Here is a 15361-nt window from a genome sequence, read left to right on the forward strand (position 1 = left end):
CCGCGGGCGCGCGCGGGGTCAGACCGCGTGCAGCACCGCGGCCAGCAGGGCCGCGCGCGAGGCGATGCTCCCGAGCCGGACGTGCTCCGTCGCGGCGTGCGCGCCCCCGCCCGCCGGACCGAACCCGTCGAGCGTCGGCAGCCCGGCGGCGGCGGTGAGGTTGGTGTCGGCGGCGCCCGGCGCCGGTGCGCCGGTCACGTCCTGGCCGATCCGGGCGCCGGCGGCGCCGACCGCGGCGAGCAGGTCCGCGGACGCGGCGCCCGGCTCCCACGCCGGCCGCCGGGACAGCACCTCGGCGCGCACGTCGGCGCCCTCGCGCACGGGCCGGGGGTCGGTGAGGTGCCGCAGGACCGTCCGCTCGCTCGCGGCCGACACGAACCGCAGGCCCACGTCGGCGTCGGCGCGCTCCGCGACGACGTTGGTCCGCGTGCCGCCGCGGACGGTGCCGACGTTCGCCAGCACCGACGGGTGCCCGGCCAGGTAGCGGCGGGCGGCGAGCAGCTGGTCGACCAGCTCGTCGATCGCGGACACGCCGGCGCCCGGGTCGACCGCGGCGTGCGCGGCGCGGCCGGTGACGTGCAGCCGGATCCGGGTCGACCCTCGCCGCGCCGTCTTGAGCCCGCCGTGGGCACCGGGAGCCTCGAGCCCCAGCGCGTAGGCCGCGTCGGCGGCGGCCGCGGTCACCACGCCGGCGGACGCCCCGGAGCCGACCTCCTCGTCCGGCGTGACCACCAGGCGCACGGGCCGGTGGTCGAGGCCGAGCTCGGTCAGCAGCGCGACCGCCGCGAGCGCCACCACGACGCCCGCCTTCATGTCGTAGGTGCCGGGCCCGTGCAGGACGTCCCCGTCGCGGCGCACCGGAACGGCACCGACGGGGTGCACGGTGTCGAGGTGCGCGAGCAGCAGCGCGGGGGCCTCGCCGGACCGGCGCCCGCGTCCCGGCAGGTCCAGGACGAGGGCGTCACCCGTCGCGGGGTCGGCGGTCGGCACACGCCCGCCGCGCAGGCCCGCCGCCCGTGCGTCGGCGACGACCGTGTCGGCCAGTGCGTCGAGGGCCGGGGCGTCGCCGGTCGGCGTCTCGTGGCGCACGTACCGTTCCAGGCGCTCGACGTCGCCGGCCAGACGCCGGCGCGCTGCCTCCTGGAGTCCCGCCAGCCCGTCGCCGCCCATGGCACGGAACCTAGGCCCGCGGGCGCGGGGCCGCCTGCCGGAGCCCCTCAGCCGCGCGGGTCCGCCCGGAACCGCCGCAGGAGGGACTGCGCCGCCTCGGCGACGAGCCCGTGGTCGTACGTCACGGCGAACTCGAACTCCCGGGCGTCGTCCGCGGCCGACCCCGGCCGGCTGCCCACGGGGGGCGGGCCGACCTCCCGGCCGACCAGCGCGACCGACTCGTGCGCGCCGAGCACCACCACGGCCCACTCCCGCGCCAGCGGCTCGGTGGGGTCGACCGACGCCCAGCGCACGCCCTCCGGCAAGTTGGTCGGCCAGCCCGAGCCGAGCGCGCCGATGAACGGCAGCCGGCCCGCGAGGCGCCCGTACCGCCGGGCCGAGCGGCCGGTGAAGAACCGCTCGTCCTGGAACGCGCCGAGCACCACCGGGGGTACGCGGTGCGACACGGCGGCCGTCTCGAGCGTGCGGGACAGCGGCAGCAGCAGGTGCTTGGGCGCGAGCCGGACGGCACGGCGGGTCGCCACCAGCTCGTACGGCGTCGCGGACCCGCCGAGCGGTGCGTGCGGCCGCGGCAGCCGGCCGCCGTGCCGCTCGCCCTCGGGCAGCTCCCGCGACGGGCGGCCGAGGTACCACCCCTGCCCGAGGTCGGCACCGAGCACCAGGGCGCGGGTCAGGTCGTCACGCGTCTCGATGCCCTCGGCGACCACCCGCGCCCCGGTCGCCTCGGCCCGGGCACGGACCGCGCCGGCCACGGTGATGGTCTCGGGGTCCTCGAGCGTGCGCAGCAGCTTCAGGTCGAGCTTGATGATCTCGGGCGCCAGGAGCGGGATGAACGCGAGCGACTCGGGGACCGCACCGACGTCGTCCAGCGCGATCGCGCAGCCGGCCGCGCGCAGCCGCGCGGCGGCGTCGAGCATGCCGGCGGGGTCGTGGGCCAGGGCGCGCTCGGTGATCTCGACGACGACGCGCACGTGCGGTCCGCGCTGCGCCAGCGTCTCGAGCACCAGCGGCAGGTGCCGGGACAGGGTGCGCGGCTCGATGTTGAGGAACAGGGTGTGCGACGCGCCGCCGGAGGCCGCCGCCGCGTCCGCGAGCGCCCGGGACATCGCCGCGCGCTCCAGCTCGCCCAGCAGCCCGTCCGCCTCCGCGGCGTCCAGCACGTCGAGCGGGGACGTCCAGCCCGATCCCTCGGCGGTGCGCAGCAGCGCCTCGCGCCCGAGGACCTCGCCCGTCGCCAGCTCGACGACCGGCTGGTAGGCGCAGTGCACGCCGCCGGTGCGCAGCAGCTCCGGCACGGGCAGGCGGCCCGGGCGCTCCGGAGCGGACAGGAGAGTCACATCTCCCTCATCGGCCAGTCGCAGCGGAGTCTGAAGGTCCTGGCTGCGCGGGTGTGCGGGGCCGCGGTCAGGTCGCGCCTGCGAGGCGGGACGCCGCGCGCGTGCTTATCGTGGCGCGAGCACGGGAGGGCGGGGGAGCACGTGGCACGACACCAGCAGGACCGGAGGGTCGGCGACCACCTCGTCGACCGCGGCCTGGTCAGCACCGCGACGCTGGACGCCGCGCAGCGCGTCGCCCGGGACTCCGGCGCGTACATCGGCGAGGTGCTCGTCGCGATCGGCGCCGTCGACTCCGAGTCCCTCAGCCGTGCGCTGGCCGACCTGTGGGGCCTGCCGTACGTGGTCCCGACGCGCACCGCCGCCGCGCTGGACGCCCCGGGCGTCGACGTCGGCCGGGTGCTCGCCGAGCGCTGGCTGCCTCTGGAGCGTCGGGCCGACGGCGTCCCGGTCGTCGCCGTCATCGACGAGCCGACGCCCGGGATCCGCGCCACGATCGCGGCGGCGCTGGGGACGGAGCCGTTCCTGGTGCTCGCCGACCGCTGGGAGTTCCAGCAGGCGGTGCTCGACCGGTACGGGCCGGAGCTGCGCGACCGCGCGAGCCTCGGGCTGTGGGGCCGGTCACCGGCCCAGTCGGCGCGGACGGTCCTCGTCCGGTGGCAGAGCATCGCGCTGGTCGTCGCCCTGGTGGTCGTGGCCGTCGCCGCGGTGGTCGTGCCCCGCGTGGTGGTCGTGACGCTGTCCGTGGTCGTCGGGCTCGCGTTCCTGGTCGGCACCGGCTTCAAGTTCTGGGCGTCGCTGCGCGGCGCGCGGATGGAGCACGTGACCCGCACCGACCCGGCAGCCCTCTCCGCGCTGCGCGACCACGAGCTGCCGCGGTACACGGTGCTGGTGCCCGTGTACAAGGAGGCGAACATCGTCGCCCACCTGATCGACAACCTCGGCGCGCTCGACTACCCGGCGCACCTGCTCGAGGTGCTGATCCTGGTCGAGGAGGACGACGCGGAGACCCGCGCGGCGGCCGAGGCCGCGCACCCGCCGGCGCACTTCCGGTTCATCACCGTCCCCGCGGGTGCGCCGCAGACCAAGCCGAAGGCCTGCAACGTCGGCCTGGAGTTCGCGACCGGCGAGCTGCTCGTCATCTTCGACGCGGAGGACAAGCCGGAGCCCGACCAGCTGAAGAAGGCGGTGCTGGCGTTCCGTGAGGCAGGGGAGGAGCTGGTCTGCGTGCAGGCCGCGCTCAACTACTTCAACGCCGACGAGAACCCGCTCACCCGGATGTTCACGCTCGAGTACTCGTTCTGGTTCGACTACATGCTGCCCGGGCTCGAGTACGGCCGGCTGGCGATCCCGCTCGGCGGGACGTCCAACCACTTCCGGGTCAGCGGCCTGCGGCGGCTCGGCGGCTGGGACCCGTTCAACGTCACCGAGGACGCCGACCTCGGCATCCGCGCCGCGGCGGAGGGGCTGCGGGTGGGCGTCGTCGACTCGACCACGTACGAGGAGGCCAACACCTCCTACCCGAACTTCGTGCGGCAGCGGTCCCGGTGGATCAAGGGCTACATGCAGACCACCCTGGTGCACCTGCGCAACCCGGTCCGGCTGGTGCGGGTGGCCGGGCTGCGGCAGACGCTGTCCTTCCTGTTCCTGGTCGGCGGCACGCCCGCGACGTTCCTCGCCGTGCCGGTGCTGTACGCCGTGTTCCTGGCGTCGCTGCTCCTCGACCCGGAGCAGCTCTCGTTCCTCTTCCCGGCGTGGGTGCTGTGGCTGTCGATGTTCAACCTGGGCGTGGGCAGCGCGCTGATGATCTACGTCTCGATGATGGGGGCGTTCAAACGCCGCCGGTACGGGCTGGTGCTGTGGGGGATCGCGAACCCCGCGTACTGGCTGCTGCACTCCGTCGCCGCGTACAAGGCGCTCTGGCAGCTCATCACCAACCCGCACTACTGGGAGAAGACCGCGCATGGCCTCACTGGTGTCGACGCCGACCCGCACCTCGCCCCGGCGCCGGTACGAGGCTGAGGCGTGGCCGGGCGGCCCGGTCGCCCGCTGGCTGGTGCGGCTCGCGTTCGCGGCGCCCTTCGTCGTCGTGGCGCTGCTGTCCCAGGACTCGCCGTGGCAGCCGACCGCCAACGAGGCCCTGGCCGCGCGCGGCGACGTGGTGCGGTGGGGCGACACGGGCCTGGGCTGGACCGCCGAGACGTTCCCGCCGCTGTCCGCCGCGCTGTCCTCGTTGCTCGGCGGCAGCCACCTGGGGATGAACCTCGTCGCCGCGGCCGTCCTCGGCTTCACGCTGCAGCGCCTCGCCGGGGTGCTCGTCCGCGAGGGCTTCGGGCCGTGGGCGACCAGCGCCGTGATGAGCATCTTCGTCCTGGCGCCCCCGCTGTACTTCCTCGCCGCGAACAACCTCGAGTCGCTGCTGGGCATCGCGCTCCTGGTGCTCGCCCTCGACGGCATCGCGGCGTTCGTCGAGCGCCGGTCCACCGAGGCGGGGTTCCGCGCCGGGCTCGCCCTCGGCGTGGCCGTGATGGTCGACCCCGGCGCCTGGCTCTACGCGCTGACCCTCGGCGCGGTGGCCCCGTTCTTCGCCCGCCGCGCCGGTCAGCAGGGACGTGGGGCGACCACCGCCACGGTCGCCGTGCTGCTGTTCCCCGCGGCCGCCGCGGTGGCGTTCTGGCTGTACGTCTCGTGGTGGTTCTCCGCCGACGCGCTCGGTGGCATGCAGAGCGCCACGGCCGCGGGCTGGTTCCCCGGCGGCGTCGAGGTCTCCGCGGTCGAGGCGGGCCGGCAGATCGCCCTCGCCCTGATCTCCGCGCCGCTGGTCCTCATCGCGTTCACCGTCCGCGCCGTGCGCGACCCCTGGTCGCTCATCGCCCCGGGGATCGCCGTCGCGGGCCTGTACCTGTCCCTGTGGCTCGGGCTCCGGGAGCCCGTCGGCCAGTCGTACGTGCTGCTCACGGCCCTGTACGTGCTGCTGCTCGCGCCGCGCCGGCCGACCCACCGCCGGCAGGGGATCATCGTCGCGGCCGCCGTCGTCCAGCTCGCGCTCGGCTGGCTCGTCGTCCTCACCTCCGGCGGCACGCTGGGCGAGTGGGTGCGGACCATCTCGGGCTGAGCGCCGGCGCCGACGGGCCCGCGGGCACGACGTCCTCCCGCGGGGTGGTCAGCCGGCGCGGATCGGGGTAGAACCGGGACATGACGACCCGCCCGCGCAACCTCACCTCCGACCCCTCCGCCGAGCGCCTCGCCGACGCGCCGACCTCCGAGGCGGAGCTCCGCGCCGCCGACGCCCGCTCCGGCGGCGACCCGGCCCGCGCGCCCCGGTCGCTGCGGGACAGCGAGCTGCTCCCCGACGACGAGGCGATCGCCGCCTCGGACGAGTGGGACCAGGCCGAGCGCCTCTGACGAGCGGCGTCGCGCGTCGCGCAGCACGAGGCCCCGGCCACCTCCAGGTGACCGGGGCCTCGGGCCTGCCGCTGGCCGGCCGTCGTCAGGCGACGTCGGTGACGGCCGCGCCCGCGTCGCGGGCGGCCTCCTTCTCGGAGTGGGCGCCCGCGGTGCTCAGCTCGCCGCCCGCCGACTCCAGGTGCGCGCGCACGAACCAGTGGAACAGCTCGAGCTCGTGCAGGTGGCCGACCAGCAGGTCGTTGGTGACGGTGTCGAGGTCCTCCGTCGCCGCGGCCGCCTCGCGGTGGTCGGTGACGACGCCGACGTACACCTCGTCGAGCGCGCCCAGGTGCTCGATGGCGCCGGCGCGGCCGATGGAGTAGTCGTCCCAGCTGCGGTCCTGCACCAGTGCGCCCGGCGTGCCGATCGGCGCGACGCCGAGGGTGGCGATGCGCTCGGCGATCGCGTCGACCATCGCGCGGACGGCGTCGACCTGCGGGTCGATCATCTCGTGCACCGCGATGAAGTGCGGGCCCGTGACGTTCCAGTGGATGTGCTTGAGCGTGAGCGCGAGGTCGTTGAGCGCGTTGAGACGCTGCTGCAGGATCGCGGCGATCGTCCGGCCGTCCTCGACCGACAGCGACGGGACGGTGTACTTGGGCAGCTCCGTGCGGCGAACCATCTTGTGTCCTCCTCAGACTCCACGGCGTCCGACGACGCCGGCCACCGCTCACGTTGCCGCACGCGGTCGGAGCCCGCAATCGCAGGTGACGGCCCTGCGTCAGCCGTGGGTGAACGGGTCCCCGTCGGACTCCAGCCGGTCCAGCACCTCGCCCGGGGACAGCTGCGTGAGCCCCGGCCCGACCTCGTCCCACCAGCGGGGCGCGGCGACGGCGGGCTGCTCCCGGCCGCGCAGCGAGTAGGGCGTGATCGTGGTCTTCGCCGGGTGGTTCTGCGACCAGTCGAGCAGCACCTTCCCGCCGCGGACGTCCTTGCGCATCACCGCGACGACGAGGTCGGGGTGCGCGGCCGCCAGCTCGTGCGCCAGGTCGCGGGCGTACTGCCGGACCTCCATCACGGTGCGGCGGCCGTCGAGCGGCGCGTAGAGCTGCATGCCCTTGCTGCCCGACGTGACCGGGACCGTGCTGAGCCCGTCGGCGCGGAGCCGGTCGGCGACGAGGTGGGCCACCTGCGCGCACTCGGCCAGGCCGGCAGGCGCCCCGGGGTCCAGGTCCACCACGAGCCGGTCCGGGTTCCGCAGCCCGCCGCGCGGGCCGACGGTCCACTGCGGCGTGTGCAGCTCGATCGCGCCGGCGTTGGTGGCCCACACCAGCGACGCGACGTCGTCCAGGAACGGCAGCTCCAGCTGCTTGCCCTCGTCCTCGGCGCCGGGCGCGGCGGGCAGGGTCTGCCGGCGCAGCCACGGCGGAGCCCCGCGCGGGGTGTTCTTCTCGAAGAACGTCTCACCGCCGACGCCCTCCGGGAACCGGATCCGGGTCACCGGGCGGTCCCGCAGCTGGTCGAGCAGCGCCGGCGCCGCGCGCACCACGTAGTCGATCGCCTCGGCCTTGGTCAGCCCGGTCGACGGGTACAGCACCCGGTCCAGGTGCGTGAGCCGGACGTCCCGGCCGTCGATGCGCACCCGCTGCGGCGGCTCCGACGGTGCGGGCGGTGGCGGGGTCATCAGGCCTCCCAGGGGTCGACGTCGGTGTCCTCGCGGCGCCCGCGCAGCACCGGCTGCCGCAACCGGCCGGACGGCGTGCGGGTCAGGTAGCGGACGTCGAGCAGCACCTCCGGCTCCACCCAGACGGTCCCGCGCGCGTCCACCGGGTCCAGCCGCTCCGCGAACGGCGAGGTGGGCCGTTCCAGCGGTGCCAGCAGCGTCGTCAGCTCGCGCGCGAGCGGTCCGGCCAGCCCGCTGCCGGCCCGGCAGAGCAGGTGCAGGTCACCCGCCGCGTCCGGCGCGCCGAGCAGCACCGCACCCATCCGCCCGCTGCCGGTCGTCTCCGGCCGCCAGCCCGCGACCAGGGCCGTGCGGGTCGTGTGGTGCACGGCCTTCAGCCAGTCGGTCGAGCGGCGGCCCGGCTGGTAGGTCGAGGTCCGGCGCTTGGCGACGACCCCCTCCAGGCCCTGGCCCCGGGTCGCCGCCCAGATGAGGTCGCCGTCGTCGTAGGCGGGGGAGAGCTGCACGTGCTCCGGCAGCTCCAGCCCCTCCAGCGCGGCGCGGCGCTCCTCCAGCGGCCGGCGGGTCAGGTCCTCGCCGGCCAGCACCGGCACGTCGAACACCAGGTAGCTCACCGGCGCGCGCCGGGCCAGCGCCGCCGCGCGGGTGGGGTCCCGGACGTGCATCCGCTCGGCCAGCGCCGGGAACGACGGGATGCCGTCGCGCATCGCCACCACCTCGCCGTCGACGACGGTGCCCGCCGGCAGCGCGTCCAGCGCGGCCAGCTCCGGGTACGCCGTGGCGGCGTCCCGGCCGTTGCGGCCGAGCAGCCGGAGCCGGTCGCCGGTGGTGTCCGCGAGGATGCGCACGCCGTCCCACTTCACCTCGAAGAGCCAGCCCGGGCCGACCGGGAGCCGACCCGGTTCGGGCGCAGGGGTGGCGAGCATGGGCTGCACGGGTCCATCCTGCCCACAGGACGAGGTTTCGTCGCGGGGGACTGCCCCCTGCTCAGGAGGGGTGGTCACGATGCGCGCGATCTGGAAGGGCGCCGTCGCGTTCGGGCTGGTCAACGTGCCGGTCAAGCTGTACGCCGCGACGGGCGAGCACGAGGTGCCGCTGCACCAGGTGCACAAGAAGGACGGCGGCCGGATCCGCTACCGCAAGGTGTGCAGCATCGAGGACGAGCCCGTCGAGTACTCCGAGATCGCCAAGGGCTACGAGACCGACGACGGCCGGCTGGTCGTGCTCACCGACGAGGACCTGAACCAGCTGCCGCTGGCCACCGAGCGGGAGATCGAGGTCATCGAGTTCGTCCCCTCCGACCAGGTCGACCCGATCCTGCTCGCCAAGACGTACTACCTGGAGCCGGACCGCACGGCGGCCAAGCCGTACGCGCTGCTCCGCGAGGCGCTCACCAGCACCGACCGGATGGCCGTGGTCAAGGTGGCGCTGCGGCAGCGCGAGTCGATGGCGGTCCTCCGGGTGCGCGACGACGTGATCTGCCTGCAGACCCTGCTGTGGCCGGACGAGGTGCGGGAGGCGGACTTCCCGATCCTCGACCAGGACGTGACGGTGCGGCCCCAGGAGCTCGCGATGGCGTCCTCGCTCGTCGAGTCCCTCGCCGGCGACTTCGACCCCTCGGGCTTCGAGGACCGGTACCGCGCGGCGCTGGAGCAGGTCATCGAGGCGAAGGTGTCCTCCGGGCGCACGCAGTCCGTGCCGCAGCCGGAGGAGGTCGGCGAGGGCGGCGCCCAGACCGGCGAGGTCGTCGACCTGCTGGCGGCGCTGCAGCGCAGCGTGGAGAAGGCGCGCGGCGGCAAGGCCGCGGACGAGACCGCCGACGAGCCCGCGGAGAAGCCGGAGCCGAGCACCCGGTCCCGGGCGACGAAGGCGTCGAAGGCCGACGACGACGGGGACGAGGCGCCGAAGAAGCGCAGCACCCGGTCGCGGGCCGCGAAGAAGGACGAGCCCGAGGCGGAGGAGGCCGCGGAGTCCAAGCCCGCGCGCACCCGCCGCAAGCGGGCGTCCTGACGCGTGGGGGGCGTGCCGGGGACGGCTGACGTGCGCGACGAGGTCGTGGCGGCGCTGCGGCGCGCCGCGTTCCTGCTGGAGCGCGGCGGGGCGACCTCGTACCGCGCCGACGCCTTCCGCGCGGCGGTCCGCACGCTCGAGCGGCTGGACGCGGACGAGCTGGCGGCGCGGGTCGCGGCCGGCACGCTGACGGACCTGCCGGGCGTCGGCGCGCGCACCGCGGAGGTCGCGACCGCCGCGGCGACCGGCGGGCCCGTGCCGTACCTGGTCGACCTCGAGTCCCGGTACCCGGCGGCCGAGGCCACGGGCCCGGGAGCCGAGCTGCGCGCCGCGCTGCGGGGCGACCTGCACGCCCACACGGAGGCCAGCGACGGCTCGACCACCATCCAGGAGATGGTGCTGGCCGCGATGGAGCTCGGGCACGAGTACCTCGCGATCACCGACCACTCGCCGCGGCTGACCGTCGCGAACGGCCTGTCGCCCGCGCGGCTGCGCGCGCAGCTCGACCAGGTCGAGGCGCTGAACCGCGCGATCGCGCCGTTCCGCGTGCTCACCGGCATCGAGGTGGACATCCTCGACGACGGGTCGCTCGACCAGGAGCCCGAGCTCCTGGACCGCCTCGACGTCGTCGTCGGGTCCGTGCACTCCAAGCTGCGGATGGACTCCGCGGCGATGACCCGCCGGATGCGGGCCGCCGTCGCGAACCCGCTGCTCGACGTGCTCGGCCACTGCACCGGCCGCCAGCTCACCGGGAAGCGCCAGCGCCCGCAGAGCGAGTTCGACGCCGCCGCCGTGTTCGCCGACTGCGCCGAGCACGGCGTCGCCGTCGAGGTGAACTGCCGCCCCGACCGCCTCGACCCGCCGCACGCGCTGCTCGACGTCGCCGTGCCCGCCGGCTGCCTGTTTACCATCGACACCGACGCCCACGCGCCGGGCCAGCTCTCGTGGCAGCCCGTCGGCTGCGACCGCGCGGCCGCGCACGGCATCGGGCCCGACCGGGTGCTCGACGCGTGGCCGCTGGACCGCCTGCAGGCCCACCTGGACGGGCGTCGTCCCGCGTCCTGAGCGACACACCGCCCGCGTGGCGTTTGCGGGAAGCGGCCTGCCTGCCGTTATGGTCGTCCGCGTCGGCCCGCCGGATGCTGACGTCCCGTGACGGGACGCCGCGCAGGCCGAACTCCCAGTTCGATCCACAAGGAGCACATCCGTGAGCGTGAACCGCACCGAGCTCGTCCAGGCCATCGCCGCCAAGGCCGGGCTCACCAACACCGCTGCCGACTCGGCCCTCAAGGCCTTCCAGGAGGTCCTGGTCGAGCAGCTCAGCGCCGGCGAGAGCGTGACCATCCCGGGTCTGCTCGCGGTGTCCCGCGCCGACCGCGCCGCGCGCACCGGCATCAACCCGCAGACCGGCGAGAAGCTCGACATCCCGGCCGGCTTCCGCGTGAAGCTGACCGCGGGCAGCGCCCTCAAGCGCGCCGTCGCCAGCTGAGCGACGCCCTCCGCAGCACCGCCCGCGAGCCGGGGACCCGCACGGGTCCCCGGCTCGCGGCGTGCCGGGACTCCCGCGGGGCGCCCGCGCGTTGAGTACGATGATCAGTCGCGTCTCGCACCCGGCGCGCAGAGCGGAAGGAGCACGCACGATGGCCGTCACCCAGCGCACCACCCGGCAGCGCACGGAGATCCTCGGGCTGCTCGACGACCTCGACGAGTTCCGCAGCGCCCAGCAGCTGCACGACCTGCTGAAGGGCCGTGGGTCCAGCACCGGCCTGGCCACCGTGTACCGCGCGGTCCAGACGCTCGCCGACGCCGGCGAGGTCGACGTGCTGCGCTCGCCCGAGGGCGAGGCCGTGTACCGCCGCTGCGTCCAGCGCGAGCACCACCACCACCTGGTCTGCCGGTACTGCGGCAAGGCCGTCGAGATCGACGGCCCCGGCGCCGAGGCGTGGGCCGCGCAGGTCGCGTCCGCGCACGACTTCTCCGACGTCGAGCACACCATCGAGCTGCTCGGCACCTGCGCGGAGTGCCGCGCCGAGCGCGCCGGCTGACCGGAGCACCCCCTGCCGTCAGGCAGGATGGTCGGGTGGACACGCTGCACGACCCCGCCCGGCACGACTTCGCCTCCGACAACTACGCCGGGGTGCACCCCGAGGTCCTCGCGGCCGTCGCCGCCGCGAACGACGGGCACGTCCCCGGCTACGGCGCCGACCCGTACACCGAGCACCTGCAGGAGGTGCTGCGGGGGCACTTCGGCCGCGACACCACCGCGTACCCCGTGTTCAACGGCACCGGGGCGAACGTCGTCGCCCTGCAGACGATGCTCCCGCGCTGGGGCGCCGTCATCTGCGCGGAGACCGCGCACATCAACACCGACGAGAACGCCGCGCCCGAGCGCGTCGGCGGCATCAAGCTGCTGACCGTCCCCACGCCCGACGGCAAGCTCACCCCCGAGCTCGTCGACCGGCACGCCCACGGCTTCGGCGACCAGCACCGCGCGCAGCCCGGTGTCGTCTCGATCACGCAGGCCACCGAGCTCGGCACCGTGTACACGCCCGACGAGATCCTCGCGATCACCCAGCACGCGCACGGCCTCGGCCTGCGCGTGCACCTCGACGGGTCGCGCCTGGCGAACGCCGCGGCCGCGCTCGACCTCCCGCTGCGCGCGCTGACCACCGACGTCGGCGTCGACGTCGTGTCCCTGGGCGGCACCAAGAACGGCCTGCTGTTCGGCGAGGCCGTCCTGGAGCTCACGCCCGGCGCGACCCCCGGCATCGCGTTCCAGCGCAAGGTCGACATGCAGCTCGCGTCGAAGATGCGCTTCGTGTCCGCCCAGCTGATCGCGCTGCTCGAGGGCGACCTCTGGCTCCGCTCGGCCCGCCACGCCAACACGATGGCGGCCCGGCTCCGCGCCGGCGTCGAGTCGGTGCCCGGCGTCCGGATCACGCAGGCCACCGACGCCAACGCCGTGTTCGCCGCGCTGCCGCCCGGCACCGCCGACGCGCTCCGTGAGGTCCGCCGGTTCTACGACTGGAACCGCGCCACCGGCGAGGTCCGGTGGATGTGCGCGTTCGACACCACCGAGGCCGACGTCGACGCCTTCGTCGCCGAGGTCCGCCGCGTCCTCACCCCCGCCTGACCTCCGTCCCGGCTGCCCCCCGCACCCCCGCACGCCCGACCCCCCGCACGCCCGACCCCGAGATCGGTGGTCGCATCCGACCCCGAGACCGGTGGCGGGAACCACCGATCTCGACGCACGCCCCCGTTCCCGGCGAGCGCACCCGCCTCACAGACGCGAGCTCCTCGCCGAGGTAGTGCGTTCCCGCCGAGGTAGTGCGCGATGCAGCACTACCTCGCCGAGGTCGCACTACCTCGGCGACGAGATCGGTGGTCGCATCCGAGATCGGTGGCGGGAACCACCGATCTCGACGGAAGCCCCCGTTCCCGGCGAGCGCACCGGCCTCGCAGACGCGAGCCGCTCGCCGAGGTAGTGCGTTCCCGTCGAGGTAGTGCGCAATGCGGCACTACCTCGCCGAGGTCGCACTACCTCGGCGCCGAGATCGGCGGGCGCGGGGCGGCGGCGGGCGCCCGGGGACGGGGAAGGCCCGGCGCCTCCGTCGGGAGGGGCCGGGCCTTCGGGGCGCTCGGGTCAGCGCGGGGCGCTCGGGTCAGCGCGGGGTGGTCGTGCGGCGCGGGCGCGCGTCCCGGCCGCCGTCGCGGCTGCCGGCGCCGTCGCGCGTGCCGTAGCCGCCGGAGCGGGGGGCGCCGCCCTGCGGGCCGTGGTGCGCCGGGCCGCGCGAGGCGCCGCGCTCGGGCCGGGCGCTGCCGCCGGCACGCGGGCCCGGGCCCTCGTCGACGCGGATGCGCAGCGGCCGGCCGGCGACGCGGGCGCGGCCGATGCGGTCGAACGCCTCGGGGCTGAGACCCGTGGGGATCTCGACGAGCGAGAACGTCGAGAAGATGTCGATCTTCCCGAGGTCCTTGCCGTTGAGGCCGCCCTCGTTGGTCAGCGCGCCGACGATCGCACCGGGCTGGACGCCGTGCTGCGAGCCGACGGACAGGCGGTAGCGCGGGCCGCCGCTCGGGCGGGCGGCGCTGCGGGTGCGGCCGCCCTCGCTGCCCTCGCGGCGGGGACCGCGCTCGGCGCCGAGCGACGCGCGGGACAGCGCGTCGTCCAGGTCGTCGCCGTCGGTCGGCCGGGGCGCGGGGCCCTCGTCACCGACGGCCAGCGCGGCCAGCACGGCCACGAGGTCGGCGGTGTCGACGTCCGGGTGCGCGGCGAGGAAGTCCGCGGCGGCCGTGCGGTACAGGTCCAGGCGGCCGAGCTCGCGGCGGGCCGGCACGCGGTCGAGCAGCGCGGTGACCCGGTGGGCGGAGACGTCGGCGGGCGAGGGGATCTGGATCTGCTCGAGCTGCTGGCGCGTGGTGCGCTCGATCGCGCGCAGCTTGCCCTGCTCGTTCGGGGTGACGAACGTCAGCGCCTCGCCGGTGCGCCCCGCGCGGCCGGTGCGGCCGATGCGGTGCACGTAGGCCTCGGGCTCGCCGGGGACGTCGAAGTTCACGACCAGGCCGATGCGGTCGATGTCGAGGCCGCGGGCCGCGACGTCGGTGGCGACGAGGACGTTGATCGCGCCGGAGCGGACGCGCTCGACGATCTTCTCCCGGTCGCCCTGCGCCACGTCGCCCGAGATGTAGGCGGCGGCGACGCCCCGCTCGACGAGCGAGACGGCGACGTCCTCGGCGGCGCTGCGGGTGCGGACGAAGACGATGGCCGCGTCGGCGTCCGAGACGGCGAGCACGCGGGCCAGCGCGCCGGCCTTGTGGCGGAACGGCACGACGGCGTAGGTCTGCTTGACGCTGGTGACCGTCGAGGACTGCCGGGAGACGGTGATCTCGACCGGGTCGGTGAGGTGCTGCGCGGCGACGCGGCGGATGGCCGGCGGCATCGTGGCGGAGAACAGCGCGACCTGCTTGCTCACGGGCGTGGCGGACGCGATGCGGTCCACGTCGTCGACGAAGCCCATGCGCAGCATCTCGTCGGCCTCGTCCAGCGCGAGGAACCGGACGGCGTCCAGCTTCAGGCTGCCGCGGTCGAGGTGGTCGATGATGCGGCCGGGCGTGCCGACGATGACCTGGGCGCCGCCGCGGATCGCGCGCTGCTGCGGCAGGTAGGGGGAGCCGCCGTAGACGGGGACGACCTGCAGGCCGGGCATCTTGGACGCGAAGGACTCGAGCGCCTCGGCGACCTGCATGGCGAGCTCGCGCGTCGGGGCCAGGACGATCGCCTGGACCTCGCGCAGCTCCGGGTCGACGGCGGCGAGCAGCGGCAGGCCGAACGCGGCGGTCTTGCCGGTGCCGGTCTGGGCGACGCCGGTGATGTCGCGGCCCGACAGGAGGGCCGGGATCGCCTCGGCCTGGATGGCGGTGGGGGTGGTGAAGCCGAGCTCCAGGACGGCCTCGCGCAGCGGCGCGGGCAGGTCCAGGTCGGCGAACGTGGTCGTGGCCACGTCGGAGGGCAGGGTGGAGTCGAGCACAGACGTCATTCGGTCAGCACCGTTTCGTGTCGCTGGGGGGAGCTGCTGGGCCGGACGGGATCGGTCGGCCACGCGGTCGCACTCCCACACCCACACATCACGAGGCCGCACCGGAAAGTCAGGGGTGGGCCTCGGCACGCACATCACGGGACACTGCGACGAACTCCGAGTAGCTCTTACTCTACCCGCCGGGCGCCCCGGACGCGGGGGAGCGGCACGGTGACCTCGGGCACACGCGCGGCCGGGGC

General features: G+C 75.4%; 14 protein-coding genes. 8 read left to right on the forward strand and 6 right to left on the reverse strand.

Translation table 11 applies throughout. The features are described from left to right. Positions 1-18: 18 nt before the first annotated feature. Together ACWPWW_RS01780 and ACWPWW_RS01785 are read right to left on the reverse strand one after the other, a co-directional pair. Positions 19-1170, reverse strand: a complete 1152-nt coding sequence (locus ACWPWW_RS01780) for a M20/M25/M40 family metallo-hydrolase (RefSeq protein ID WP_454048630.1) — start codon at positions 1168-1170, stop codon at positions 19-21. A gap of 47 nt (positions 1171-1217) precedes the next feature. Next, positions 1218-2507: a sensor domain-containing phosphodiesterase gene (locus ACWPWW_RS01785; protein ID WP_454048631.1), complete on the reverse strand. Its 1290-nt coding sequence runs from the start codon at positions 2505-2507 to the stop codon at positions 1218-1220. Between the two features lie 141 nt (positions 2508-2648). Between ACWPWW_RS01785 and ACWPWW_RS01790 the strand changes: the two genes are divergently transcribed. The 3 genes from ACWPWW_RS01790 to ACWPWW_RS01800 all read left to right on the forward strand — a co-directional run bounded on the left by ACWPWW_RS01790 (position 2649) and on the right by ACWPWW_RS01800 (position 5909). Beyond that, positions 2649-4526 carry a glycosyltransferase gene (locus ACWPWW_RS01790; RefSeq protein ID WP_454048632.1) on the forward strand — a complete coding sequence of 626 codons (1878 nt, stop codon included), beginning with the start codon at positions 2649-2651 and terminating at the stop codon, positions 4524-4526. After that, entirely contained in the window at positions 4468-5619 is a 1152-nt protein-coding gene (locus ACWPWW_RS01795; protein WP_454048633.1) for a hypothetical protein, read from the forward strand. Before ACWPWW_RS01790 ends, ACWPWW_RS01795 begins: the two co-directional genes overlap by 59 nt. An 80-nt stretch (positions 5620-5699) precedes the next feature. Then, positions 5700-5909: a hypothetical protein gene (locus ACWPWW_RS01800; RefSeq protein WP_454048634.1), complete on the forward strand. Its 210-nt coding sequence runs from the start codon at positions 5700-5702 to the stop codon at positions 5907-5909. 85 nt (positions 5910-5994) lie between these two features. Here the strand turns inward: ACWPWW_RS01800 and ACWPWW_RS01805 are convergent, their stop codons facing one another. From ACWPWW_RS01805 to ACWPWW_RS01815, 3 genes are all read right to left on the reverse strand, one after another. Then, positions 5995-6573: a Dps family protein gene (locus ACWPWW_RS01805; RefSeq protein ID WP_454048635.1), complete on the reverse strand. Its 579-nt coding sequence runs from the start codon at positions 6571-6573 to the stop codon at positions 5995-5997. Positions 6574-6672: 99 nt separating this feature from the next. Next, positions 6673-7575, reverse strand: coding sequence for a non-homologous end-joining DNA ligase (gene ligD, locus ACWPWW_RS01810; RefSeq protein ID WP_454048636.1), 903 nt, complete (start codon positions 7573-7575; stop codon positions 6673-6675). Beyond that, on the reverse strand, positions 7575-8501 hold the full coding sequence (locus ACWPWW_RS01815) for an ATP-dependent DNA ligase (RefSeq protein ID WP_454050377.1): 927 nt from the start codon (positions 8499-8501) through the stop codon (positions 7575-7577). Before ACWPWW_RS01815 ends, ligD begins: the two co-directional genes overlap by 1 nt. 79 nt (positions 8502-8580) lie before the next feature. Here ACWPWW_RS01815 and ku point away from each other — a divergent pair, with 79 nt between their 5' ends. From ku to ACWPWW_RS01840, 5 genes are all read left to right on the forward strand, one after another. Then, on the forward strand, positions 8581-9585 hold the full coding sequence (gene ku, locus ACWPWW_RS01820) for a non-homologous end joining protein Ku (RefSeq protein ID WP_454048637.1): 1005 nt from the start codon (positions 8581-8583) through the stop codon (positions 9583-9585). Between the two features lie 12 nt (positions 9586-9597). Further along, positions 9598-10650 carry a PHP domain-containing protein gene (locus ACWPWW_RS01825; protein WP_454048638.1) on the forward strand — a complete coding sequence of 351 codons (1053 nt, stop codon included), beginning with the start codon at positions 9598-9600 and terminating at the stop codon, positions 10648-10650. Between the two features lie 142 nt (positions 10651-10792). Beyond that, the gene (locus ACWPWW_RS01830) at positions 10793-11074 is read left to right on the forward strand and encodes an HU family DNA-binding protein (protein ID WP_454048639.1); all 282 of its coding nucleotides are present in this window, start codon (positions 10793-10795) and stop codon (positions 11072-11074) included. Positions 11075-11225: 151 nt separating this feature from the next. After that, positions 11226-11630: a Fur family transcriptional regulator gene (locus tag ACWPWW_RS01835; RefSeq protein ID WP_454048640.1), complete on the forward strand. Its 405-nt coding sequence runs from the start codon at positions 11226-11228 to the stop codon at positions 11628-11630. A 35-nt stretch (positions 11631-11665) separates the two neighbouring features. Next, positions 11666-12718 (forward strand): threonine aldolase family protein, encoded by a 1053-nt coding sequence (locus ACWPWW_RS01840; RefSeq protein ID WP_454048641.1) that lies wholly within the window; start codon positions 11666-11668, stop codon positions 12716-12718. A gap of 529 nt (positions 12719-13247) precedes the next feature. Here the strand turns inward: ACWPWW_RS01840 and ACWPWW_RS01845 are convergent. After that, positions 13248-15122 (reverse strand): DEAD/DEAH box helicase, encoded by a 1875-nt coding sequence (locus tag ACWPWW_RS01845; protein WP_454048642.1) that lies wholly within the window; start codon positions 15120-15122, stop codon positions 13248-13250. Positions 15123-15361: the final 239 nt, after the last annotated feature.

The organism is Cellulomonas sp. Marseille-Q8402 (assembly GCF_965119525.1).

Bases quoted from the DNA above. Each gene is read 5' to 3' on its own strand.
- ACWPWW_RS01780 (WP_454048630.1), bottom strand. From the start codon at position 1,170: ATGGGCGGCGACGGGCTGGCGGGACTCCAGGAGGCAGCGCGCCGGCGT.
- ACWPWW_RS01795 (WP_454048633.1), top strand. From the start codon at position 4,468: ATGGCCTCACTGGTGTCGACGCCGACCCGCACCTCGCCCCGGCGCCGG.
- ACWPWW_RS01800 (WP_454048634.1), top strand. From the start codon at position 5,700: ATGACGACCCGCCCGCGCAACCTCACCTCCGACCCCTCCGCCGAGCGC.
- ACWPWW_RS01805 (WP_454048635.1), bottom strand. From the start codon at position 6,573: ATGGTTCGCCGCACGGAGCTGCCCAAGTACACCGTCCCGTCGCTGTCG.
- ligD (WP_454048636.1), bottom strand. From the start codon at position 7,575: ATGACCCCGCCACCGCCCGCACCGTCGGAGCCGCCGCAGCGGGTGCGC.
- ACWPWW_RS01815 (WP_454050377.1), bottom strand. From the start codon at position 8,501: ATGCTCGCCACCCCTGCGCCCGAACCGGGTCGGCTCCCGGTCGGCCCG.
- ku (WP_454048637.1), top strand. From the start codon at position 8,581: ATGCGCGCGATCTGGAAGGGCGCCGTCGCGTTCGGGCTGGTCAACGTG.
- ACWPWW_RS01835 (WP_454048640.1), top strand. From the start codon at position 11,226: ATGGCCGTCACCCAGCGCACCACCCGGCAGCGCACGGAGATCCTCGGG.
- ACWPWW_RS01845 (WP_454048642.1), bottom strand. From the start codon at position 15,122: ATGACGTCTGTGCTCGACTCCACCCTGCCCTCCGACGTGGCCACGACC.